At 41.8% G+C, this 24,305-nt stretch carries 25 protein-coding genes and 2 other annotated features; all 25 genes read right to left on the bottom strand.

The features are described 5' to 3' along the window. Positions 1-60: 60 nt before the first annotated feature. The 25 genes from rpoB to IEE86_RS15735 all read right to left on the bottom strand — a co-directional run bounded on the left by rpoB (position 61) and on the right by IEE86_RS15735 (position 24,169). Positions 61-3,642, bottom strand: a complete 3,582-nt coding sequence (gene rpoB, locus IEE86_RS15855) for a DNA-directed RNA polymerase subunit beta (protein ID WP_024425866.1) — start codon at positions 3,640-3,642, stop codon at positions 61-63. A gap of 255 nt (positions 3,643-3,897) precedes the next feature. Then, positions 3,898-4,503 carry a class I SAM-dependent methyltransferase gene (locus IEE86_RS15850; RefSeq protein WP_191098068.1) on the bottom strand — a complete coding sequence of 202 codons (606 nt, stop codon included), beginning with the start codon at positions 4,501-4,503 and terminating at the stop codon, positions 3,898-3,900. Between the two features lie 96 nt (positions 4,504-4,599). Next, the gene (gene rplL, locus IEE86_RS15845) at positions 4,600-4,965 is read right to left on the bottom strand and encodes a 50S ribosomal protein L7/L12 (protein ID WP_008345418.1); all 366 of its coding nucleotides are present in this window, start codon (positions 4,963-4,965) and stop codon (positions 4,600-4,602) included. A 42-nt stretch (positions 4,966-5,007) separates the two neighbouring features. Beyond that, on the bottom strand, positions 5,008-5,508 hold the full coding sequence (rplJ, locus tag IEE86_RS15840) for a 50S ribosomal protein L10 (protein ID WP_003217048.1): 501 nt from the start codon (positions 5,506-5,508) through the stop codon (positions 5,008-5,010). Between the two features lie 69 nt (positions 5,509-5,577). Beyond that, positions 5,578-5,718, bottom strand: a sequence feature (ribosomal protein L10 leader region). 48 nt (positions 5,719-5,766) lie between these two features. After that, entirely contained in the window at positions 5,767-6,465 is a 699-nt protein-coding gene (gene rplA, locus IEE86_RS15835) for a 50S ribosomal protein L1 (RefSeq protein WP_003217271.1), read from the bottom strand. Between the two features lie 99 nt (positions 6,466-6,564). Then, a complete protein-coding gene (gene rplK / locus IEE86_RS15830; RefSeq protein WP_003216956.1) occupies positions 6,565-6,990 on the bottom strand; it encodes a 50S ribosomal protein L11 in 426 nt (141 codons plus the stop codon). Positions 6,991-7,161: 171 nt separating this feature from the next. Continuing rightward, complete coding sequence (nusG, locus tag IEE86_RS15825; RefSeq protein WP_034323246.1) at positions 7,162-7,695, bottom strand: transcription termination/antitermination protein NusG; 534 nt, start codon at positions 7,693-7,695, stop codon at positions 7,162-7,164. A gap of 171 nt (positions 7,696-7,866) precedes the next feature. Next, complete coding sequence (secE, locus tag IEE86_RS15820; RefSeq protein ID WP_008345422.1) at positions 7,867-8,043, bottom strand: preprotein translocase subunit SecE; 177 nt, start codon at positions 8,041-8,043, stop codon at positions 7,867-7,869. A gap of 34 nt (positions 8,044-8,077) precedes the next feature. Continuing rightward, positions 8,078-8,227, bottom strand: coding sequence for a 50S ribosomal protein L33 (gene rpmG, locus IEE86_RS15815; protein WP_078061730.1), 150 nt, complete (start codon positions 8,225-8,227; stop codon positions 8,078-8,080). 76 nt (positions 8,228-8,303) lie between these two features. Continuing rightward, positions 8,304-8,960, bottom strand: coding sequence for an RNA polymerase sporulation sigma factor SigH (sigH, locus tag IEE86_RS15810; RefSeq protein ID WP_008345424.1), 657 nt, complete (start codon positions 8,958-8,960; stop codon positions 8,304-8,306). Positions 8,961-9,023: 63 nt separating this feature from the next. Further along, positions 9,024-9,536 carry a ribosome-dependent mRNA decay endonuclease Rae1/YacP gene (rae1, locus tag IEE86_RS15805; RefSeq protein ID WP_034323248.1) on the bottom strand — a complete coding sequence of 171 codons (513 nt, stop codon included), beginning with the start codon at positions 9,534-9,536 and terminating at the stop codon, positions 9,024-9,026. 2 nt (positions 9,537-9,538) lie between these two features. Further along, complete coding sequence (gene rlmB, locus IEE86_RS15800) at positions 9,539-10,288, bottom strand: 23S rRNA (guanosine(2251)-2'-O)-methyltransferase RlmB (protein WP_034665632.1); 750 nt, start codon at positions 10,286-10,288, stop codon at positions 9,539-9,541. Continuing rightward, positions 10,272-10,703: a Mini-ribonuclease 3 gene (locus tag IEE86_RS15795; protein ID WP_191098067.1), complete on the bottom strand. Its 432-nt coding sequence runs from the start codon at positions 10,701-10,703 to the stop codon at positions 10,272-10,274. Before IEE86_RS15795 ends, rlmB begins: the two co-directional genes overlap by 17 nt. A gap of 2 nt (positions 10,704-10,705) precedes the next feature. After that, the gene (gene cysS, locus IEE86_RS15790; RefSeq protein WP_191098066.1) at positions 10,706-12,106 is read right to left on the bottom strand and encodes a cysteine--tRNA ligase; all 1,401 of its coding nucleotides are present in this window, start codon (positions 12,104-12,106) and stop codon (positions 10,706-10,708) included. Further along, positions 12,103-12,756 carry a serine O-acetyltransferase gene (cysE, locus tag IEE86_RS15785; RefSeq protein ID WP_034323283.1) on the bottom strand — a complete coding sequence of 218 codons (654 nt, stop codon included), beginning with the start codon at positions 12,754-12,756 and terminating at the stop codon, positions 12,103-12,105. The genes cysS and cysE overlap by 4 nt, the downstream gene beginning before the upstream one ends. Before the next feature lie 82 nt (positions 12,757-12,838). After that, positions 12,839-13,068 (bottom strand) — a binding site (T-box leader). Continuing rightward, the gene (gene gltX / locus IEE86_RS15780) at positions 13,069-14,520 is read right to left on the bottom strand and encodes a glutamate--tRNA ligase (protein ID WP_191098065.1); all 1,452 of its coding nucleotides are present in this window, start codon (positions 14,518-14,520) and stop codon (positions 13,069-13,071) included. It lies immediately after the preceding feature. Between the two features lie 94 nt (positions 14,521-14,614). Next, positions 14,615-15,091, bottom strand: a complete 477-nt coding sequence (gene ispF / locus IEE86_RS15775; protein WP_191098064.1) for a 2-C-methyl-D-erythritol 2,4-cyclodiphosphate synthase — start codon at positions 15,089-15,091, stop codon at positions 14,615-14,617. A 3-nt stretch (positions 15,092-15,094) separates the two neighbouring features. Continuing rightward, the gene (gene ispD / locus IEE86_RS15770; protein ID WP_191098063.1) at positions 15,095-15,784 is read right to left on the bottom strand and encodes a 2-C-methyl-D-erythritol 4-phosphate cytidylyltransferase; all 690 of its coding nucleotides are present in this window, start codon (positions 15,782-15,784) and stop codon (positions 15,095-15,097) included. Positions 15,785-15,797: 13 nt separating this feature from the next. Further along, positions 15,798-16,898: a PIN/TRAM domain-containing protein gene (locus tag IEE86_RS15765; RefSeq protein ID WP_191098062.1), complete on the bottom strand. Its 1,101-nt coding sequence runs from the start codon at positions 16,896-16,898 to the stop codon at positions 15,798-15,800. 152 nt (positions 16,899-17,050) lie between these two features. Then, positions 17,051-18,130: a DNA integrity scanning diadenylate cyclase DisA gene (gene disA / locus IEE86_RS15760; protein ID WP_191098061.1), complete on the bottom strand. Its 1,080-nt coding sequence runs from the start codon at positions 18,128-18,130 to the stop codon at positions 17,051-17,053. Position 18,131: 1 nt separating this feature from the next. Then, positions 18,132-19,511 carry a DNA repair protein RadA gene (gene radA / locus IEE86_RS15755; protein WP_191098060.1) on the bottom strand — a complete coding sequence of 460 codons (1,380 nt, stop codon included), beginning with the start codon at positions 19,509-19,511 and terminating at the stop codon, positions 18,132-18,134. A gap of 93 nt (positions 19,512-19,604) precedes the next feature. After that, the gene (gene clpC, locus IEE86_RS15750) at positions 19,605-22,040 is read right to left on the bottom strand and encodes an ATP-dependent protease ATP-binding subunit ClpC (RefSeq protein WP_191098059.1); all 2,436 of its coding nucleotides are present in this window, start codon (positions 22,038-22,040) and stop codon (positions 19,605-19,607) included. After that, complete coding sequence (locus IEE86_RS15745; RefSeq protein ID WP_191098058.1) at positions 22,037-23,128, bottom strand: protein-arginine kinase McsB; 1,092 nt, start codon at positions 23,126-23,128, stop codon at positions 22,037-22,039. The genes clpC and IEE86_RS15745 overlap by 4 nt, the downstream gene beginning before the upstream one ends. Before the next feature lie 4 nt (positions 23,129-23,132). Beyond that, positions 23,133-23,690: a protein-arginine kinase activator protein McsA gene (locus IEE86_RS15740; protein ID WP_191098057.1), complete on the bottom strand. Its 558-nt coding sequence runs from the start codon at positions 23,688-23,690 to the stop codon at positions 23,133-23,135. A 14-nt stretch (positions 23,691-23,704) separates the two neighbouring features. Next, entirely contained in the window at positions 23,705-24,169 is a 465-nt protein-coding gene (locus tag IEE86_RS15735) for a CtsR family transcriptional regulator (RefSeq protein WP_003217184.1), read from the bottom strand. Positions 24,170-24,305: the final 136 nt, after the last annotated feature.

The following is a 24,305-nucleotide window of genomic DNA, read 5'->3' as shown; positions in this document are numbered from 1 at the left end:
GGGCCTACCTCCCTTTTAATCTTCGGGTTATACCCTAGTCACTTGCTCTAATCGTTTCTGCTATTCTTTTGTGACTGCGTCACGTTCAAGATCGACAGGTGCGAGGTCAGCAGCATCTTCGTCATTAGATAACGCTAATCCGTCTGCTTTCTTCGTTTCCTCATCGTCTTCTAAATCTCTCATTTCTATCTCTTCTTCATCACCAGATAGGATTTTCACATCCATACCTAAACTTTGAAGTTCTTTAATTAACACTTTGAATGATTCAGGGACACCTGGTTCAGGTACGTTATCCCCTTTGACGATGGCTTCGTATGTTTTCACACGACCCACAACGTCATCCGATTTAACCGTTAAGATTTCTTGAAGTGTGTATGCTGCACCGTAAGCTTCAAGCGCCCATACTTCCATCTCTCCGAAACGCTGACCGCCAAACTGAGCTTTACCGCCAAGTGGCTGCTGCGTAACAAGTGAGTATGGTCCAGTTGAACGAGCGTGAAGTTTATCGTCAACCATGTGAGCCAGTTTGATCATATACATGATTCCGACAGATACACGGTTGTCGAATGGTTCACCAGTTCGACCATCATAAAGGACTGTTTTTGCATCACGGGACATGCCTGCTTCTTCAAGCGTTTCCCAAACATCTTCCTCACGAGCACCATCAAATACTGGTGACGCAATGTGGATGCCAAGGTAACGTGCAGCCATACCCATATGAAGTTCAAGTACCTGACCGATGTTCATACGAGATGGTACCCCTAGTGGGTTTAACATGATATCAATCGGCGTTCCATCTGGAAGATACGGCATATCTTCTTCTGGAAGGATTTTAGAGATAACCCCTTTGTTACCATGTCGTCCGGCCATTTTGTCACCCTCAGAAATTTTACGTTTCTGAACGATGTATACGCGGACTAACTGGTTCACACCTGGTGGTAATTCATCGCCATCTTCACGGTTGAAGACTTTTACATCGTGGATAATTCCGCCGCCGCCGTGTGGAACGCGCAGAGACGTATCACGAACTTCACGAGCCTTTTCACCGAAGATTGCATGTAATAGACGTTCTTCAGCTGTTAGTTCTGTTACACCTTTAGGCGTTACTTTCCCTACAAGAAGGTCTCCGTCTTTTACTTCTGCACCAATACGGATGATTCCGCGCTCGTCAAGGTTGCGTAAAGCATCTTCCCCAACGTTTGGAATATCACGTGTAATTTCTTCAGGTCCAAGCTTTGTATCACGAGCTTCTGATTCATATTCTTCAATATGGATAGAAGTATAGACATCATCTTTTACAAGGCGCTCACTCATAATGATCGCATCCTCGTAGTTGTAACCGTCCCATGTCATGAAACCGACCATAACGTTACGTCCTAGAGCCAATTCACCTTTTTCCATAGAAGGACCGTCTGCAAGGATCTCCCCTTTAACGACTTCATCTCCAACACTTACAATTGGACGCTGGTTGTAGCAAGTCCCTTGGTTAGAGCGGACAAATTTCAGCAAGCTGTATTTGTCTAGGTTTCCTTTCACTTGTTGGCCGTCAACGTCTTCATACCGGCGAACCCAAATATTCTTCGCTTCAACACGTTCTACAACACCTGGGTAGCGGCAGATAACAGCAGCACCAGAGTCTTTACCTGATACATACTCCATACCTGTACCAACAATCGGTGATTCTGGCTGCATCAAAGGCACAGCCTGACGTTGCATGTTCGCTCCCATTAGAGCACGGTTAGAGTCATCGTTTTCTAAGAATGGGATACATGCTGTCGCTGCAGAAACAACCTGCTTTGGCGAAACGTCCATGTAGTCAACGCGGTTTCGAGGAACAACTGTGTTTTCCCCTCTGAAACGAGCAATGATATTATCATCGATAAACGAACCATCATCAGCTAACTGAGCGTTCGCTTGTGCTACTACGTAGTTATCCTCTTCATCAGCAGTTAAGTAATCGATTCTCGGTGTCACTTTACCTGTTTCAGGATCAACCCGGCGGTAAGGTGTTTCAATAAAGCCGAAACGATTCACTTTTGCAAATGAAGATAGAGAGTTGATCAAACCGATGTTTGGACCCTCTGGTGTTTCAATCGGACACATACGACCATAGTGAGAGTAGTGAACGTCACGAACTTCCATTCCTGCACGCTCACGTGTCAAACCACCCGGTCCAAGCGCTGACAGACGACGTTTGTGTGTCAATTCAGCAAGCGGGTTTGTTTGATCCATGAACTGAGAAAGCTGAGAGCTACCAAAGAACTCTTTGATAGATGCGATCACAGGACGAATGTTGATCAGCTGCTGAGGTGTGATCGTGTTTGTGTCTTGGATCGACATTCTTTCACGAACAACACGCTCCATTCTGCTTAAACCAATACGGAATTGGTTTTGCAGAAGCTCACCTACAGAACGTAGACGACGGTTACCCAGGTGATCGATATCATCTGTGTCACCTACACCATGAAGAAGGTTGAAGAAGTAACTGATCGATGCAATGATGTCAGAAGGCGTGATATTCTTCACAGCTTCCTCTACATATGCATTTCCAATCACGTTGATCACTTGCTCGCCTTCTTGATCAGTTGGTGCATAAATCTTAATAGATTGAAGTTCTACTTCATCCTCTACTACGCCACCATTCGGATAAAGCTTTCTAAATCCGATGCCGTTTTCTAAGTATGGGAGAACTTTATCAAGCACTCTTCTATCTAAAATTTGACCTTTTTCTGCTAGAATTTCACCTGTTTCAGGGTCAACTAACGTTTCAGCCAATTTTTGATTGAACAGTCTATTTTTAATATGAAGCTTCTTATTAATCTTGTAGCGTCCAACATTTGCTAAGTCATATCTCTTCGGATCAAAGAAGCGAGAGTCTAGCAAGCTTTTCGCATTTTCAACAGTTGGTGGCTCTCCAGGACGAAGACGCTCGTAGATTTCGAGAAGTGCTTTATCGGCATTCTCTGTATTGTCTTTTTCCAACGTGTTGCGTAAGTATTCATTCTCGCCAATGAGGTCAAGAATCTCTTGATCAGAGCTGAAGCCGAGAGCACGCAAAAGAACCGTAACCGGCAACTTACGTGTGCGATCGATGCGTACATAGACTACATCCTTCGCATCAGTTTCGTATTCTAACCATGCGCCACGGTTTGGAATGACAGTCGCAGTAAAACCTTTTTTACCGTTTTTGTCTACTTTACCACTGAAATATACACTTGGAGAACGTACTAACTGAGAAACGATTACACGTTCCGCACCATTAATGATAAAAGTACCTGTGTCTGTCATGATTGGGAAATCACCCATAAACACATCTTGGTCCTTTACTTCTCCAGTTTCTTTGTTAATTAAACGAACTTTTACTCTTAGTGGAGCAGAGTAAGTTACATCACGTTCTTTTGATTCTGCTACAGGATACTTAGGATCCCCTAGGCTGTAATCAATGAATTCAAGAGAAAGGTTACCAGTAAAATCCTCAATTGGGGATATATCTTGAAACATCTCTCTAAGACCCTCATCAAGAAACCACTGATAAGAAGAGGTTTGAATTTCAATGAGATTTGGTAATTCTAACACTTCGCTTATGCGTGCGTAGCTTCTGCGCTGGCGGTGTCGTCCATACTGAACTAGTTGACCTGTCAACTGATTCACCCCTCAAATCATGCGTATTATATGTGTAAAAAGTATTTCTGTCTTTCAAATGTCAGTAAAGAAATACTTTTACAAGACAAAAGAAAAAAGGGTTTCTAAAATAAGAAAACCACATCCAAAAACAAATACCGATTTTATTAGTTTTCCCAAGTATGCATAATTTATACAAAATAGTTGTTTTTTAAGCCTATCAAGCAAAATATACACATTGGCATTTTATAATGTTAACACAGCTAGGAAACTGCGTCAAACTTTTTTAGCTTTGATAATATAGTAGCCCTTTTTTTTCATAACGACCGCGACTTCTCCAAAAAGCTGCTCTAATTTCTCAATCGCAGATGGTCCACCTTGTTTCTTCTGAATAACCACCCACAACTCACCTTCCGGCAATAAATGATCAGCACTTTTTTCAAAGATCGCATGTACTACTTTCTTCCCTGCCCGTATTGGGGGATTGGTCAGTATAGAGGCAAAAGCAGCTGATGAATGAACATTCGAGAACAAATCACTTTGATAGATGCGGACATTATCAATGCGATTATGCTTAGCGTTTTCCTTTGAAAGTTCGACTGCTCTTTCGTTCACATCAATCATATGAATGGTGCGGCCTGTCATTTCGTTTGCTAACGATAAGCCAATCGGTCCATAACCGCAACCGACATCTAAGACGTCGCCATCCAAGTCAGGTTCTTCAAAAGCTTCAATTAAAAGCCTCGAACCATAGTCGACTTCTTTCTTAGAAAACACTCCACTGTCACTTGTAAAAGTATAGCTACGGTTTCTCAAGGTGAAGTCCCATGTCTGTTTATTGCTTTTCACTGATGGCTTTTCCGTATAATAGTGGTCACTCATGGTGAATGGACCTCCTCTGGATTCAATCGTTTCAGGAGATTAGAAAAGAAAAAGCCCGCCAGTAAAAGCGAGCTTTCCCAAAAGATTAGGCGAAGATTACTTAACTTCTACAGAAGCGCCAACTTCTTCAAGCTTAGCTTTAAGTTCTTCAGCTTCTTCTTTAGCAATACCTTCTTTAAGTGGTTTTGGAGTGTTGTCAACAAGTTCTTTAGCTTCTTTCAAGCCAAGACCAGTGATTTCACGAACCACTTTGATAACTTTGATTTTTTGGTCTCCAGCACCAGCAAGTACTAGATCAAAATCAGTTTTTTCTTCAGCAGCAGCACCGCCACCAGCAGCTACAGCTACAGGAGCAGCAGCAGTTACGCCAAATTCTTCTTCGATTGCTTTTACTAAGTCGTTTAACTCAAGTACAGTTGCTTCTTTAACTGAAGCAATGATTTCTTCGATATTTAAAGCCATTTGTAATTCCTCCATTTTAAGTTATTTTACGTCAAGTACGCATTAAGCGCCTTGTTCTTCTTTTTGATCTGCAACTGCTTTAGTAGCAAGAGCAAGGTTACGAACTGGAGCTTGAAGAACGCTAAGCAACATAGATAGTAAGCCTTCGCGAGACGGAAGTTCCGCAAGAGCCTTCACTTCTTCTACAGTCGCTACGTTTCCTTCGATGACACCAGCTTTGATTTCTAAAGCTTCGTGGCTTTTCGCAAATTCGTTGATGATTTTCGCAGGTGCGATAACATCTTCATTACTGAATGCGATAGCGTTTGGACCTGTTAAGAAATCGTTTAAACCTGTTAGTTCAACTTGTTCAACTGCACGGCGAGTCAAAGTGTTTTTGTAAACTTTGAATTCTACGCCAGCGTCACGAAGCTGTTTACGAAGTTCAGTCACTTCAGAAACTGAAAGACCGCGGTAATCTACAATGACAGTAGACATACTATCTTTAAATTTAGAAGTAATTTCATCAACGACAACTTTTTTTGTATCGATTGCATTGCTCATGGTTACACCTCCTGTACATTGTTTGTGTAACACTTATACCGATCAGGCCATCACGTTCCTAACGAACGGTTCTCCATATAAAAAGCCTCCATTAAGACATGGAGGCTGTATATACAAGCATACGTTAACGTAAGACTGTGACATATACACCTCGGCGGGTTAATTAAGCCATAAGGCCCCTGCTGTCTACGGTATAAATGGACATATTCTATTTTACAACATTTTGATATTATCAAAATGATTGTGATAAGTCAAGAATTATTTTGCAGAGAAAGAAGATGGATCCACTTTCACGCCAGGGCCCATAGTAGATGTAACAGAAACGTTTTTCACGTATACACCTTTAGCCGCTGCAGGTTTTGCTTTAAGGATTGTGTCATAGATTGTTGCAAAGTTCTCAACAAGCTTTTCGTCCTCGAAAGAAACCTTTCCGATTGGCGCGTGGATGTTACCAGCTTTATCAACGCGGTATTCTACTTTACCAGCTTTGATTTCATTGATTGCTTTTTCTACTTCGAATGTAACAGTTCCTGTTTTAGGGTTTGGCATAAGACCTTTTGGTCCAAGTACACGACCGATCTTACCAACTTCACCCATCATGTCAGGTGTCGCAACGATTACATCGAAGTCGAACCAACCTTGTTGGATTTTAGTGATGTAATCAGAATCTCCAACGTAGTCTGCTCCAGCAGCTTCTGCTTCTTTTGCTTTTTCGCCTTTAGCGAACACAAGAACGCGTTGAGTTTTACCAGTTCCGTTAGGAAGTACAACTGCACCGCGGATTTGTTGATCGTTTTTACGAGGGTCTACGCCCAAACGAAAAGCAACTTCTACAGTCGCATCAAATTTCGCTGTATTTGCTTTTTTTGTAAGAGAAACAGCTTCAGCTACATCATACGCTTTAGTACGTTCGATTAGCTTCGCAGCTTCTACATACTTTTTACCTTTTTTAGCCATTATAAAAATCCTCCTTATGTGGTTTTAGCGGAATAACCTCCCACGAATAAGGGTTGCGAACTTGTCAAAACCAAACTCGCAACCCAACAAGACAAAAAATTAATCTTCGATGACAATACCCATACTGCGTGCAGTACCTTCAACCATGCGCATAGCTGATTCAACGCTAGCAGCGTTTAAGTCAGGCATTTTTGTTTCCGCGATTTCGCGTACTTTATCACGCTTAACAGTTGCCACTTTATTACGGTTAGGTTCACCAGAACCAGACTCAATACCAGCTGCTTTTTTAAGTAATACTGCAGCAGGTGGAGTTTTAGTAATAAATGTAAATGAACGGTCTTCAAAAACCGAAATTTCAACAGGAATGATAAGACCAGCTTGGTCAGCTGTACGAGCGTTAAACTCCTTACAGAATCCCATGATATTAACACCGGCTTGACCTAGTGCAGGTCCAACTGGTGGAGCTGGGTTAGCTTTTCCAGCAGGAATTTGCAATTTAACAACTTTTACTACTTTTTTAGCCACGAGACACACCTCCTTAAAGTCCGTGATGTGGTAATAGGGGAATCCCCCTCCCACTCAACAACTTCATTCTTTATATGAATGACGAAATAACTAGCTAGCGATCTTGAGTGAACTCAAGACGTACCTTTGCTATATTACCACTTCTATACACTCATTTCAAGCTCTTTTGAATTACAATTTGTCGATCTGCGTGAACTCAAGTTCCACGGGTGTTTCTCTACCAAACATATTAACGAATACTTTAACTTTGCTTTTATCGTAATCAATCTCTTCAATAGAGCCTGTGAAGTTAGCAAATGGCCCATCGATGACCTTGACTGTTTCTTTCAATTCAAAGTCGATTTCTGTTTTACGCTCTTCAAGACCCATTCTCTTCAGAATGGTTTCAGCTTCGCCTGGTAGCAGCGCAGTCGGTTTTGAGCCTGATCCAGCTGATCCAACGAATCCAGTGACACCTGGTGTATTACGAACGACATACCAAGAGTCGTCAGTCATAACGATTTCCACTAGAACATAGCCAGGGAATACTTTCTTTTTGACTACTTTTTTCTTACCGTTTTTAAAATCAGTTTCTTCTTCTTCTGGTACGACTACGCGGAAGATTTTATCCTGCATGCCCATTGATTCAACACGCTTTTCCAGATTTGCTTTTACTTTGTTTTCATAGCCAGAGTACGTATGCACAACATACCAATTCTTTTCCATTTTAGATCAGGACTATTCAGTCCTTCCCTCCCCACATTTCATAATGTCTATTTGACGAATATCGAGTAACAGTAAATATTTTCAAGCAATTGAAAAAACCCGTAAAACGGGTTTTTTGGCAAGTCATATTATGATCTATTATAGCACGTTCAGCAGACCATTATTCAAGTATTAATGAATTAATTCGATTAATTGTGAGATTCCTATATCAAGAAAAGAGAAAAAGATTGCAAAGAATACGACTGTTAAAATAACAGTGATTGTGTAGCGGACCATTTCGTTTTTCTTTGGCCAGCTGACCTTTTTCATTTCTTTTCCGACACTTTTTAAGAAACTGATAATACGCATGTAAAAGACCTCCACAGATTAAAGAACGCAAATCTTACTTCGTTTCTAAATGTGTTTTATGTGAATTACAATTCTTGCAATATTTCTTAACTTCTAATCTTTCAGCTGCTGAAGCAACACTTTTCATTGTCGTATAATTGCGGCTTCCGCAGTCTTTACAGGCTAGAGTAATTTTTTTCCTCATATTTACACCTATTTTCTCGACATCATTTCCTTAGTACCTTATCACAGTGTCGAAAAAGCTGTCAATATAGGTTTGACTAGAGACTGATCTCACGAAGTTCTAAATATTTCTCTAATTTTCTCTTTACTCTTTGGAGTGCGTTATCAATTGATTTCACATGACGGTTCAAATCTTCAGAGATCTCCTGATAGGATCTGCCATCAAGATAAAGCACAAGTACCTTTCTTTCCAGCTCGCTTAATAGTTCACCCATTTTCATTTCAATATCATCAAATTCTTCTTTGCTAATGATTAAATCTTCTGGGTTTAGCGCTTTAGCACCGGAAATGACGTCCAACAATGTTCTGTCCGATTCTTCATCGTATATCGGCTTGTCTAATGATACATAGGAATTTAACGGGATATGTTTTTGGCGAGTAGCTGTTTTAATTGCGGTGATAATTTGGCGGGTAATACATAATTCTGCAAAAGCTTTAAATGAAGTAAGCTTGTCCTCTCTGAAATCGCGGATAGACTTATAAAGTCCGATCATTCCCTCTTGGACAATGTCCTCTCGATCCGCTCCAATCAAGAAATATGACCTTGCTTTCGCACGAACAAAATTGCGGTATTTCGTAATTAAATAATCTAGCGCATCACTATCTCCGACATGAACCCTTTCAATGACTTGTTCATCTTCCAACTGGCAAAATTGCTCTCTGATGGATTTACCCTTGCTGTTGTTTAGATTCACTTCGATCCCCCCGACCGCACCTAGATAGAAATATTATACATTAATGGTTGAAATATCGTCAAGCTATTCCAAATTCCCTCGCCGCCATTTTTCAAACGTTTTCAATACATCTTCTGACAATTCAATTTTGGATGCCGGTTTATCAGACGTAATCTTTTTGACCCGTGTTTCAATCTTTCGTTCAATCACTTCAATCTCTCTTAAAAGCTCTCTAGCCGACTTGCGAAGAGCGCCTTGTCCAAAGATCGCCCACTGTTCCGTAAAGTCAGAGGTTGCCACATGAATTTGCGTCCGAATGTTATTTAAATCCTGCGCCAGCTTTTCAATACGCTCATCAGCCGTTTCATTCTCTCTCGTAAAGATGACCTCTACCCGGTGGTTTGTCCGCTTTTTCTCGATCCCTTTAACCATATGGGCATCGAATACGACAATGACTCGATACCCTGTGTATGCTTGATATTCTGCTAAATTTTGAATCAGTACGTCTCTGGCTTCTTCAAAGCTGTTTTCCTTTAAGTGCTGCAAACGAGGCCATGCACCTATCATGTTGTATCCATCGACTAAGAGGATGTCCATCTCTATTCTCCTAACGGATAACGTTTTCGATACACTTCATACATCAATAAACTCGCGGCAACTGATGCATTTAATGAAGTGACCTTCCCGGCCATTGGCAGTTTAATCAGGAAATCACATTTTTCCTTGATCAAGCGGCCGATCCCTTTTCCTTCACTGCCGATCACAAGAGCCAGCGGCATTGTGCCATCAAATTGTCTGTAATCCTGCTTAGCAGACGCATCTGTTCCCGCGACCCAGATTCCTCTTTCTTTCATCTCATCAAGAGCTCTTGAAAGATTGGTCACCTTTGCGACAGGAATATGCTCGATTGCTCCAGTGGATGCCTTGGCAACGGTTGTCGTCAAGCCGACCGCTCGCCTTTTCGGAATAACGATCCCGTGTGCACCTACAGCATCCGCCGTACGCATAATGGACCCCAAATTATGAGGATCTTCGATTTCATCTAAAATAAGGAAAAATGGCTGTTCATTCCGCTTTTCGGCGATTTGATACAGATCGTCTAACTCTGCATATTCATATGCCGCTACTTGTGCAACGATTCCCTGGTGCTGACCCGTTACCATTTGATCAAGCTTTTTCCTCGGAACATACTGAATGGTGATATTTTGCTTTTTAGCGAGTTCAATGACCTGCTGGGCTTGTCCTTTTACAGTGTTTTCTGCCATCCAGAGCTTGTATAACTCTCGATCTGACTTCAGTGTTTCAATCACTGCATTTTTCCCAATCACATAATCATGTTGCTGACTCATTTGTCTTCCTCCCTGACGTTCCGATTTCAATCGCCTGACTAATCAGCTCTTCTAAGCGTTCGTCCTGCTGTTCAATAAATAAATAACCCATGAGCGCTTCAAACGCCGTACTATAACGATACGTTTGAACGTCTGTGTTTTTAGGCACTGTGCCTGATTTTGCATTCCTTCCTCTTTTCAGCACCGCTTCTTCCGCCTCAGTGAAAAAGCCTTGCTGCTGAAGTGTAAATAAAATAGCGGCCTGAGATTTAGCTGAAACAATCTTACTTGCTCGTTTATGCAGCTCATTTGGTTTTGTCGCCCCCGTTTGGAGGAGGTGATGCCTCACATAGACTTCAAAAATGGCATCACCCATATAAGCAAGCGCAAGTCCGTTCAACTGTTTACCGTCTTTCAGCTTTTCAAAATTCAACATGCCTATTCTCCTCTTTTCCAGCGAGTACCTTGAGGAGTGTCCTCCAATACAATATTCATGCTCTTTAACTGGTCACGAATTTGATCAGACAGGGCGAAGTCACGATTTCTTCTAGCTTCATTTCGTTTCTCAATTAACGCTTCTACCTCTTCGTCAAGCGTGTGCTTTTCTTCTATTGAGAAACCAAGAACGGAAGTGATCTCTTGGAACAAGCCAATGAATGCCTTGATGACCTCCTCCGAAGTATGATCATTCTCCATATAGTAATTCGCCTGTTTCGCTAGTTCGAATAAAACAGAGATGGCATTCGCCGTATTGAAGTCATCATTCATTTCAGAAATAAATGTCGCACGCTGCTCTTCAATCTTCGCCAGCCATTCGGCATTATCTTCCGTGATATTCGTGCTGCTCTCAAGGCGGTGATGTAAATTGGCAAATGATGTTTTGAGTCGGTTAAACGCACTCTTTGTATTTTCTAATAAATCCATTGAATAGTTAATCGGGTGACGATAGTGAACCGACAGCATAAAGAAGCGAAGCACATCTGGATCTTGTTCTTTCACAATGTCATGAACCAGCACAAAGTTGCCAAGTGATTTTGACATTTTTTCATTATCAATATTAATATATCCGTTATGCATCCAATACTTCGCAAAAGGTTTCCCTGTCAACGCCTCAGATTGGGCAATCTCATTCTCATGGTGCGGGAAGGTTAAATCCTGCCCGCCAGCATGAATGTCGATCGTGTCACCTAAATACTTTTTGACCATGGCCGAGCACTCAATGTGCCAGCCTGGACGACCTTCGCCCCACGGGCTATTCCATGAGATTTCCTGATCCTTTGCAGCCTTCCATAGAGCAAAGTCCAGTGCATCTCGTTTCTTTTCACCTACACGAATACGGGCACCTGTCTTCAGTTCATCAATCGATTGATGAGAAAGCTTTCCGTAGCCTTCAAACGAACGCGTGCTGTAATACACGTCGCCATCTGCTTCATAGGCGTAGCCTTTTTCAATCAATGTAGCAATAAACGCAATGATGTCATCCATATTTTCTGTTACTCGCGGGTGAAGGTCTGCTTTTTTGCAGCCTAATGCACTGACGTCTTCAAAATACGCTTGGATAAACCGGTCAGCAATGGTCGGGACATCTTCCCCAAGCTCATTGGCTGCTTTGATGAGCTTATCATCCACATCTGTAAAGTTTGATACAAAGTTCACATCATAACCGCTGTATTCTAAATACTTACGTACGGTGTCATATACAATTGCTGGTCTTGCATTCCCAATGTGAATATAGTTATAAACGGTTGGTCCGCACACATACATCTTGACCTTTCCTGGTTCAAGCGGGACAAACTCTTCTTTCTTACGCGTTAATGTATTATAAATATTGATCGTCATGATTGTTCTTCCTTTCTGCTCAATGAAGCCAGCTCACGTTTTAGCTTTTCCATTTCTCGTTCTAATTCTTTAAAACGATCGGAAACTGGATCTGGCAAATCTTGATGGTTGAGATCACGATTGATTTTCTTTCCATTTTGAACGACCACGCGCCCAGGTATACCTACAACGGTGGAATGGTCAGGGACGTCCTTTAACACAACAGACCCTGCACCAATCTTGGACCCTTTTCCAACGGTAATGGAACCGAGCACCTTTGCACCCGTCGCAATGAGAGCATCGTCTAAAATGGTCGGATGCCGCTTTCCCTTTTCTTTCCCTGTTCCCCCTAATGTCACGCCTTGGAAAACAGTAACGTTGTCTCCAATTTCACACGTTTCCCCAATCACGACACCCATGCCGTGATCAATGAAGAATCGCCTGCCGATGGTTGCCGCTGGGTGAATTTCAACCCCTGTGAAAAAACGGCTGACCTGAGAAATGATCCGCGCAAGAAAATATAGCTTACGCTTATAAAATGCATGCGCGATACGGTGAGCCCAAATCGCATGAAGCCCTGAATAGGTTAGCACTACTTCAATATAGCTTCTAGCAGCAGGATCTTGATCAAACACAGTATCAATATCTTCTTTCAGCATTTTGAAAAACACATGCTCCCCCCGTTCTTCCCCATCAATCTCTCTTAGGACTTGCTCTCTTTTTTTGGACAAATAAAAAACGCCTCTGCCATATGACAGAGACGTTTTGAAAACGCGGTTCCACTCTGTTTAGAAAGCCTCTTATTGCAAGCTTTCTCAACTTAATCCCATAACGGAGGGTACCGCCCTTGCATACTAACGTACGTGTTCCTCAAGGGTCTTGAGGGTGCATTTCCAACGTCTGCCCATAAGTCTCTTTCAGCCGGTGAAGACTCTTTCTGTGATGGGCGAAAACATTGTACTTCTCCCTCGCAACGATTTTCCTTATATTTGTTTAATGCGGTTTAATACCGTTTCTTTACCTAGTAGTTCAATACTTTGCGGAAGTTCTGGGCCATGCGTTTGTCCTGTGACAGCCACACGAATCGGCATGAATAGTTTCTTGCCTTTATGCCCTGTTTCTTTTTGTACCGCTTTAATAGCAGCCTTGATTTCATCAGGTGTGAAAGACTCCAGACGTTCAAGCTGACCTGCAAAAGAGGCCATGACTTCTGGTACTTGTTCCTCTGCTAGAACTTCCTTCGCCTCTTGATTATACTCAATTTGCTCCTTAAAGAACAACTCTGTCAACTCAACAATTTCTGCTCCGTAGCTCAATTGCTCATGATATAGAGAAATAAGCTTGCGTACCCACGTGTTTTCTTCTTCTGTCAGCTGCTCGCTTACCTTGCCTGCCTTTTGAAGATGTGGAAGTGTTAGTGCCACAACTTGATCAAGATCAAGTGCTTTCACGTATTGGTTATTCACCCATTTTAGTTTATGCATGTCGAATAGAGCTGGTGACTTAGAAAGTCGGTTTACATCAAAAATATCGATGAACTGCTCTTTTGTAAATAATTCTTCTTCGCCAACTGGAGACCATCCAAGTAATGCAATGAAGTTAAACAGGGCTTCTGGTAAATAGCCCAAGTTCTTATACTGCTCGATGAATTGAATAATCGATTCATCACGCTTACTTAATTTCTTGCGGTTCTCGTTCACAATCAGCGTCATATGTCCGAATAGCGGAACATCCCAGCCAAATGCATTGAAGATCATGATTTGTTTAGGTGTATTTGAAATGTGGTCCTCTCCGCGAAGAATGTGAGTCATTTTCATCAAATGATCATCCACTGCTACGGCGAAGTTATAAGTTGGCGTACCATCTTTCTTCACAATGACAAAGTCACCGATGCCATCTGTTTCAAATGAAATATCACCTTTGACCATATCGTCAAATTTGATGATTTCTCCTTTTGGCACACGGAAGCGAATGCTTGGCTCTCTTCCTTCAGCAATGAGCTTGTCCTCTTCTTCTTTTGATAAATGACTGCATTTACCAGAATATCGAGGCATTTCACTGCGGGCAATTTGTGCTTCACGCTCTTCTTCTAGTTCTTCAGCCGTACAATAGCACTTATACGCCAAGTCCTTTTCTAGCAGCTCGTCATAATATTTTTTGTAAATATCATTACGTTCTGATTGTCTGTAAGGACCGTAGCCGCCATCTTTATCAATGCTCTCGTCCCAATCAATACCGAGCCACTGCAGGTGGCGAAGCTGACTTTCTTCTCCGCCTTCTACATTACGCTTTTGATCCGTATCCTCGATTCGAATAATAAATTTGCCGCCTTGGCTGCGTGCGAACAAATAGTTGAAAAGAGCCGTTCTAGCATTCCCAATATGTAAATGACCAGTTGGACTCGGTGCATAACGAACGCGCACTTCATTTCCCATGAGTTTAACTTCCTTTCATCTGCATCATGTTGTCTGACACCAATTTTTTATAAACGTATTTTATCATCAAAACCCATTCTCATCAAAATGGATTTTACTTTTTCTGAAGAAGCACTGTCGCCTGAGAGGCAATTCCTTCGCCTCTTCCTGTAAATCCGAGTTTCTCTGTCGTTGTTGCTTTGACATTCACCTGTGTGACATCTGCCTCAAGCGCTTCTGCGATTTTTTCGCACATTGGTTGAATGTAAGGTGCCATTTTTGGCTTTTGCGCCATGATGGTGCAGTCAATATTCACAAGTGTATAGCCTTTTTCTTTCACAAGCGCCCACACATGCTGAAGTAGTTTAAAAGAATCTGCATCCTTAAACTCAGGATCCGTATCCGGGAAATGTCTGCCGATATCTCCTTCACCAATCGCACCTAGACAGGCATCAGCCACCGTGTGAAGCAATACGTCAGCATCTGAATGCCCAAGCAGTCCCTTTTCATAGGGAATGGTCACCCCACCGATAATAAGAGGTCTTCCCTCTGTTAATTGATGTACATCAAAGCCTTGTCCTATTCTCAACATGATCTAGTACCCTCTTTCCGCATCCATAATTGCCTTGGCAACCAGTAAATCATCCGGTGTTGTCAGCTTAATATTGGTATAGTCTCCCTGAACAATGTACACACTCTCACCGTGTAGTTGTTCCACAAGACTGGCGTCGTCTGTTCCAAGGAAGCCGGTCCGCTCCGCATATTCATGCGCCTCTTTTAAAATAGAATGACGAAAAGCTTGTGGGGTCTGGACTGCCCACAAGCTCTGACGTTCAATGGTTTGCTCCACTTTGCCTTGTTGAACGCGTTTGATTGTGTCTTTCACTGGTACCGCTACGACTGCGGAGCCTTTTTCAATCGCTGCTTTTACGAGCAAGTCGATCTGTGTATGCTTAATAAAAGGCCTTGCCCCATCATGAACAAGCACGATGTCCGCATCTTTCACAGCCTTCAATCCTTCGTATACACTTTGCTGACGTTCTTCACCACCAGTGACAAGTGAAACAGGCGTTTGAAAAGCGTGTACCTTTAGTAGCCTTTCAAAGTCATGACGCTCCTCTTCGTTGATCGCTAAGATCATGCGTTTGCATTGTGAATGAGCGTCAAACACCTTTAATGTGTGAATGATGACCGGCATTCTTTTCAATTCAATAAAAAGCTTATTGCGGCCGGCCTTCATCCGTTTCCCCTGCCCCGCAGCCGGAATAACTACTTCATAATACATGTTCGTTCTCCCTTTAGAGCGCCTTCTCCAGAAGTTTTGGTTTCGCAAAAATCATTCTTCCAGCAGCAGTCTGAAGCACACTTGTGACAAGCACATCAATGTCTTTTCCAATGTAATTGCGTCCTTCTTCGACCACAATCATCGTACCGTCATCTAAGTAGGCAACACCTTGGTTATGCTCTTTCCCATCTTTAATGACCTGTACCTTCATTTCTTCCCCAGGTAGCACAACCGGTTTGACCGCATTGGCTAGATCATTGATGTTTAACACTGCTACTTTTTGAAGTTCGCATACTTTATTTAAATTAAAATCATTTGTCACAACAACACCTGAAGTTAATTTAGCGAGCTTCACAAGCTTGCTATCAACCTCTTGAATGTCTTCGAAGTCACCTTCGTAAATTTCAACTTTGATATCCAATTCTTTTTGAATACGATTTAAAATATCAAGACCTCTTCGGCCTCTATTTCTCTTTAATACATCAGAAGAGTCAGCAATATGCTGTAATTCCTCGAGAACAAATTGAGGAATGACCATAACTCCTTCTAAGAATCCAGTTTGACAAATATCTGCGATTCTTCCATCAATGATAACACTTGTGTCTAAAATTTTCAGCTTTTTATCTTCTATTTCCGGTTCATCATCAGCTGCGCCTTTTTTCTTGCTGACCTTTGCAGATCGAGAGAACAGCCCCATCATCTCATCCTTCTTCTTAAACCCTACCTGAAATCCAAGGTATCCTAAAAAGAAAGCCAGAAAAATCGGAATAATGGTACCAAAAATATGATATGGGATATTGTTTAGCGGGATCACGTTTACAATAAGATATGCTAGAATAAGTCCAAATACTAAACCGAAACTTCCAGATATAAGATCAGGAAGAGGCGCCTTCAATAGAGAATCCTCGATCCATTTCACCCAATTAACCACATAACCTGTGCACCATTGGCCGATAAGGAAGAACACAGCGGCTCCTATTAGTGCTGAAGAGTAAGCATTTGTTATGAGAGGTATGTCCTTTACATTTAACAGCAGAAATAACTCTGGAATGATAAAAATCCCCACAACTGCACCAAAAATGATAAAAAACGCCTGAACGATTTTTTTTAACATACCTTCACCTCCTTTATTTTTCATCTGTCAATCCACCTTCATCTGACATTGATATATGTTTAAGTTTTCTATCATAATCAACAGAAAACAAAAGCATCATTAATATACCCATATTCATCCATTTTTAACCGTGATTAAGAAAAATTTCTCTTTTATAACTGACGGTCAATATAATGTTTTTCTTGTAACCTTTTTAATCCTTTTTTTATCTTTTTCGCTCTTACTTCTCCAATTCCTTCTACTTCATCCAAATCTTGTACATCTGCTTCCATAATTCGATCTAACACACCAAACGCTTCGACCACATTTTCGACGATAGGCATTGGCAGTCTAGGGATTTTGTGAAGTAATCTGTAGCCTCTTGTATACACATAATCGTCAATATTTGTAGAAGCTGGATATCCAAGTAACTTGTACAGAATAGAATCATCTAACAGCTCAAAGCTAGACATATCTTGGAGTTGTTTAAGCAAAACATATGGATCTTTAATCTTTTCTTTCACGTAATCTTTAATAAATAGAGCCGCTTCCTGCTCCATATCTGTAATCAGCTCATTGACTTGAAGACGGATCAAGTGCCCTTCTGTTCCAAGTTCTTTGATATACATATTAATTTCATTCTTGATTCTGAGCACCATTTCGTAGCGGTGCAGCACAGAGAGTACATCACCAAAGGTGACAAGCTCTTCAAATTCTAGGGCGCTTAACGCTGAAATGGCATGATCTAAAATGGTTTTATATTTCTCAAGCGTTTGAATGGCTTGATTGGCCTTTGTTAAAATAAAACCGATATCTTTCAACGTATAACGACGATTCCCTTGGTATAAAGTAATGACATTTCTCCGTTCAGAAATGGCAATGATTAAGCAGCCTGTCTGCTTGGCTACACGTTCAGCCGTTCGGTGTCTCATACCTGTTTCTGATGAATGAATCGTTGCATCTGGCATCAGCTGTGTATTCGCATACAAGATTTTCTGACCAGAATCACTTAAAATAATCGCCCCATCCATCTTGGCCAATTCATATAAGTGTGCTGGGGAGAAGGCAGAATTAATGTGAAATCCTCCATCTACCACACTTTTTACTTTGTCGTTATAACCAACAACAATGAGCCCGCCAGTATTGGCTCTCAGGACATTTTCAATCCCTACTCGCAAAGGTGTCCCTGGTGCCACAAACTGTACGATATCTAAGAGATCAACTTCTCTCGCTCCTTTTTTCTCTTTTTCCATTCTATGATCCCCCTAGTGAAATACGAAGTGCCTCCGCTACATTTTCTACACCGACTAACTCAATCCCTCTCGGCTTTTTCCATCCGTCTATATTCGCCTGAGGAATAAACATTCGTTTAAATCCTAGTTTAGCAGCTTCTTGCACACGCTGTTCAATTCTTGATACTCTTCTGACTTCTCCCGTCAGACCCACTTCTCCTATAAAGCAATCCGCTTGCTGCGGCGCTGCATCTTTAAAGCTTGATGCAATACTGACGGCAATAGCCAAGTCAATCGCTGGTTCGTCAAGCTTCACACCGCCTGCGACCTTTAAATATGCATCTTGGTTTTGCAGCAGCAGCCCTACACGTTTTTCTAAAACAGCCATGAGCAATGACACACGATTATGATCAAGGCCTGTAGCCATTCTTCGCGGATTTCCAAAGCTTGTCGGCGATATTAATGCTTGTATCTCCACAAGAACGGGTCTTGTTCCTTCCATTGAGGCCACAACACATGACCCAGATACACCTGCTGACCGCTCTTCTAAGAAGATTTCTGATGGGTTTAAGACTTCTGTGAGCCCTTCTTCTCTCATTTCAAAAATCCCTAGTTCATTCGTTGAACCAAATCGGTTTTTCACCGCTCGTAAGATACGAAACGTATGATGCCGCTCCCCTTCAAAATATAGAACCGTGTCCACCATATGCTCTAAAAGACGTGGACCTGCGATGGAGCCCTCTTTGGTCACGTGACCAACGATAAAAATAGGAATTCCATTCGTCTTAGCAATCTTCATCAACTGCGCTGTACATTCTCTTACCTGAGAAACAGATCCAGGAGCTGACGTTATATCGCTTTGATAAACGGTTTGAATCGAATCCACCACCACAAAAGCGGGCTTCATCTCTTGTATAGAAGACGTTATATACTCCATATCGGTTTCAGCCAAAACATGTAAAGAGGTGCTATCAATGCCGAGGCGGTCCGCTCTTAGCTTCGTTTGTTTAATGGACTCCTCACCAGATATGTATAACACATTCTGATTTTGATCTGAGAGCTGTGCTGATACTTGCAATAATAATGTGGACTTCCCAATCCCAGGATCTCCTCCAATGAGAACAAGAGAGCCTTTGACAATTCCACTTCCTAATACTCGGTTAAATTCTTCTAGATTCGTCTTAATACGGGGTTCTTCGGATGTTTCAATTGCAGAAATAGGTGAAGGTTTTTGAATGGTTTGAACAGAATGATTAAAAGCACTTCGACGGTTTGCCGACTCTTTGCGAACGACCTCTTCTGTCATACTGTTCCACGTGCCGCAGCCTGGACATTTCCCCATCCATTTGGCTGACTCGTACCCGCACGATTGGCATATAAATTTTGATTTTGTCTTAGCCATAGATTGAAGAATACAACTCCTTATACTGGTCAGAGAATAAGTAAAGGGAGGCATACATCTGACTGGTATGCCTCACACTTTTATCTTACTATATTAGTTCGTAGCAGCCGTCGCTTTTACGACAATTTCTCCATCTTCCACATCTAATACAATATGTTGACCTTTTTCAATATTGCCCTTCAGCAGCTCCTCAGAAAGTCGATCCTCCACATGCTTTTGAATCGCTCTTCTTAACGGACGAGCACCATACTCAAGGTCTACCCCTTCGTCGGCAATTTTCGCTTTTGCCGCTTCTGTCAGTTCAATTGAGAGGTCTTGCTCTTTTAATCGTTTTGTTAATTGATCAGACATGAGAGACACAATCTCTTTTAAGTGTTTCTTTTCAAGCGAGTGGAAGACAATGATTTCATCAATACGGTTGATGAATTCTGGTCTAAACGCACGTTTCAACTCGCCCATTACTTTGCCTTTCATATCTTTGTAATTTTGACCTTCATCCTGCACGTTAAAGCCAACATATTTATTGCGCTTCAATTCACTAGCTCCAACGTTTGAAGTCATAATCAAAATGGTATTTCTAAAGTCAACTGTACGTCCTTTAGAATCAGTAAGACGACCATCTTCTAATACTTGCAGTAAGATATTAAAGACATCAGGATGCGCCTTTTCAATCTCATCTAAAAGTACAACAGAGTAAGGCTTTCTTCTCACTTTTTCAGTCAGCTGACCGCCTTCATCATAGCCAACATAACCCGGAGGTGATCCAACAAGTCTTGATGTAGAATGTTTCTCCATGTACTCAGACATATCAATACGGATCATCGCTTCTTCATCACCGAAAATAGACTCGGCAAGCGCTCTAGCAAGCTCTGTCTTACCAACCCCTGTTGGGCCTAAGAAAATAAAGGAGCCGATCGGACGTTTCGGATCTTTTAGACCAGCGCGAGCACGTCTCACAGCTTTTGCCACAGCGACAACGGCTTCATCCTGCCCGATCACACGAGAGTGGAGCAATTGTTCCATATTCAGAAGCTTATCTGTTTCCGTTTGAGCAATTTTCGAAACAGGCACTCCGGTCCAGCTAGAGACCACCATTGCGATATCATCTACAGATACCTCAGAATTCTCTTGTCCCTGCTTTTCTTTCCATGATTTCTTTGTCACTTCTACTTTTTCACGCAAACGCTGCTCTGTATCGCGAAGAGAAGCTGCTTTTTCAAATTCTTGACTTTGTACAGCCGCATCCTTTTCCTTACGTACTTCATCTAGCTTTTGCTCTAGTTCCTTTAGGTTAGGCGGTGTCGTGAATGAACGTAAGCGTACCTTCGAGCCTGCCTCATCAATTAGATCAATCGCCTTATCTGGAAGGAAACGATCAGAAATGTAGCGGTCAGACAGCTTCACTGCCGCCTCAATCGCTTCATCTGTAATAGACACACGGTGATGTGCTTCATAACGATCTCTAAGTCCTCTTAAGATCTGAATACTTTCATCAACGGACGGCTGATCCACTTGAATTGGCTGGAATCGACGTTCAAGCGCCGCATCCTTCTCAATATATTTACGGTACTCATCTAACGTTGTAGCCCCAATACATTGAAGCTCACCACGTGCTAGAGATGGTTTCAGAATATTAGACGCATCAATCGCACCCTCTGCTCCACCTGCACCAATCAGTGTATGAAGCTCATCAATGAAGAGAATGATATTTCCAGCCTGACGAATTTCGTCCATGACTTTTTTCAAGCGGTCCTCGAATTCACCACGATATTTTGTTCCTGCCACAACGGTTCCCATATCAAGTGTCATCACTCGTTTATCGCGCAGGATTTCAGGCACTTCGTTATGAATAATTTGCTGTGCAAGACCTTCTGCGATGGCTGTTTTACCAACACCTGGCTCACCAATCAGTACAGGGTTATTCTTCGTTCTTCTGCTTAATACCTCAATGACACGCTGAATTTCTTTGCTTCTGCCAATGACAGGGTCCAAGCTATCCTCTTTCGCAATAGCCGTTAAATCTCTTGCCAAACTATCTAATGTTGGTGTATTCGCATTGCTATTAGAGCCTGCCGCAGATGCACCCGTTTCATTGCTGCCAAGCAGCTGTAAGACTTGCTGACGTGCTTTATTTAAGCTCACTCCGAGGTTATTTAAGACACGGGCAGCTACACCCTCTCCCTCACGAATAAGACCTAATAGAATATGTTCTGTCCCTACATAGGAATGACCTAGCTTTCTTGCTTCATCCATTGAAAGCTCAGTGACCTTCTTCGCTCTAGGCGTATAATGAGGAATAGCTTGAGTCACCTCTTGCCCTCTTCCAATCAAGCTTTCGACTTCTTTTTGGATTTTATCTGAAACAAGACCCAATGCTTCTAACGCTTTTGCGGCGATACCCTCACCTTCGCGTACAAGACCAAGTAAAATGTGTTCTGTTCCAATGTTCTTATGGCCTAGGCGAATGGCTTCTTCTTGTGCAAGTGCTAATACCTTTTGAGCTCTTTCAGTGAATCTTCCAAACATCATATCGTTTCATCCTCCTGTCCATTCCTATGCATTTCTAAGCGCAGCCTTTCTCTAATTATCGCTGCTCGTTTTATATCTCGTTCATTTGGCTCCAAAGCTCCCCCTGAATATTGCTGAAGGAAGCCAGGCTGTGTCAAAATCATGAGTTCATTCAGTATATTACTTGAAAGCCCCTTAATGATACCTAAATCAATTCCAAGCCGCACATCTGACAGACACTTTGCCGTTTCTTTTGATTCAATCATACGACAATTGGCCAGTATCCCTAAGGAGCGGTACACTCTGTCCTCAAGTTCAATTTTAGACGTTTGATATAAAGCTTTTCGTGCAGATCGCTCTTGTTCAATAAGCTGAGCGGTCACACTATTCAAATCATCCACAATATCCTCTTCTGATTGACCAAGTGTCATTTGATTTGAGATTTGAAAGATGTTTCCTATTGCTTCGCTACCCTCACCATAAATTCCTCTGACCACAAGACCTAATTGATTAATTGCAGGAATAATCCGGTTCATTTGTCTTGTGAGGGCTAATGCTGGTAAATGCATCATGACCGAAGCCCTAATACCTGTACCCACATTGGTCGGACAGCTTGTTAAGTATCCTCTCTTTTCAGAAAACGCATAATCCACTTGCTCTTCAATCCAGTCGTCTACCTGATTAGCCACTTTTAGTGCATTGGCCAACTGAAATCCTGGGAACAGGCATTGAATGCGAATATGGTCTTCTTCATTTAGCATGACACTAATTTCCTCATTTTCAGAAAGCAAGCAGCCACCAAATCTTGATTCTGCCAAGTTGGGACTAATCAAATGCTTTTCAACAAGCACCCTTTTGGCTAAAGGCTGCGTTTCATTCATTCGAATCAGAACAAAGTTTCCAACGTCCTTCACTTCCCCGCTCGCAAACTTCTGCTCGAATTGCTTTAGAACAGCTTCGGCCTCCTCTTGAGAAAACTGAGTTGGGAAACGAACATGCTCTAGATTGCGTGCTAGCCGAATACGACTGCTAAGAACAATGTCACTTTCTGGTCCTTTTTGTTTCATCCATTGACTTAAAGCGTCTTGAATAAAATGCTGGAGCGACATGTCGTTACTCTCCCTCCCTCTGCTGAGATTGCTCATGCTCTAATGCACGAATTTGATCTCGAACTTCCGCTGCTTTTTCAAACTCTTCCTGTTCAATCAACTGCTTCAGCTCTTGCTGCATCAACTCAAGTTTCCGGCGAACATGCAGACTGCCGGCAATCCGTTTAGGAACTTTTCCATTATGTGCTGTATTTCCACTATGGACTTTCCGCAAAACAGGATTCAGATACTGATCAAATGTACGATAACATTCTGCACAGCCAAAACGGCCTGTTTTTCTGAACTGCTGAAAGGTTAAGCCACATTTAGGACATTGATCCACTTCTCTCGCTTCTTGAAAAATAGATGACCCTTTGTTAGCACTTGTGGTAAAGCTAGGATCAATATTCAACAAGCCTGATAACAAATTGTGAATGGAGAAACCCTGGTTTCCACTCATAGCATATGAATCACTGTTTTCTTTTGCACATTGTTCACATATGTGCATTTCTTGTTTTTCTCCATTTATAACTTTTGTAAAGTGAAAAGTGGCTGGTCTCTCATTGCATTCTTGACAAATCAATCTTTTCACCCGCTTTACTTTAATTTTAAAGCATTTAACATCGCTTTCATCATCCGAGCCCGCAGTTCATCTCGTTCAGGTAAATCAATGTGCAAAACAGAACGGTCCATGACACTGATCATCATCTTAGCTTCTCTTTCAGATAGAATGTTATTTTCAACAAGACGCATGATGATATGATCAGATGCGGCCTGTGATAAACGATGATATATTTGGGAAATAATGTTGTTCAATAAGTCGACTTCATCGTTCATTTTGACTTTAATGATACGGATATAGCCACCACCGCCACGCTTACTTTCAACGATATAGCCTCTTTCGCTCGTAAAGCGTGTATTGATCACATAGTTAATTTGTGAAGGTACGCATTGAAACTTATCTGCAATCTCATTGCGCTTAATTTCCAATATTTCTCGACCATTCTGATCCAAGACTTCCTTCAAATACTGTTCGATGATATCAGAAATGTTTTGTGCCACTCCGCCTCCTCCTCCATTGACTTTGACTATATTTGACTTTAATCTTACTATAAATTTTTTCGATCGATTTTTCAAGATAATCGCTCAACTAACAATATTATTTCCACATTTATATGGTGTCAAACCTCTCAAAAAA

Origin of the sequence: Bacillus crepusculi (genome assembly GCF_014764715.1) — a bacterium.
Taxonomy (GTDB): domain Bacteria; phylum Bacillota; class Bacilli; order Bacillales; family Bacillaceae; genus Bacillus.
This window is presented reverse-complemented; position numbering and strand designations above follow the sequence as displayed.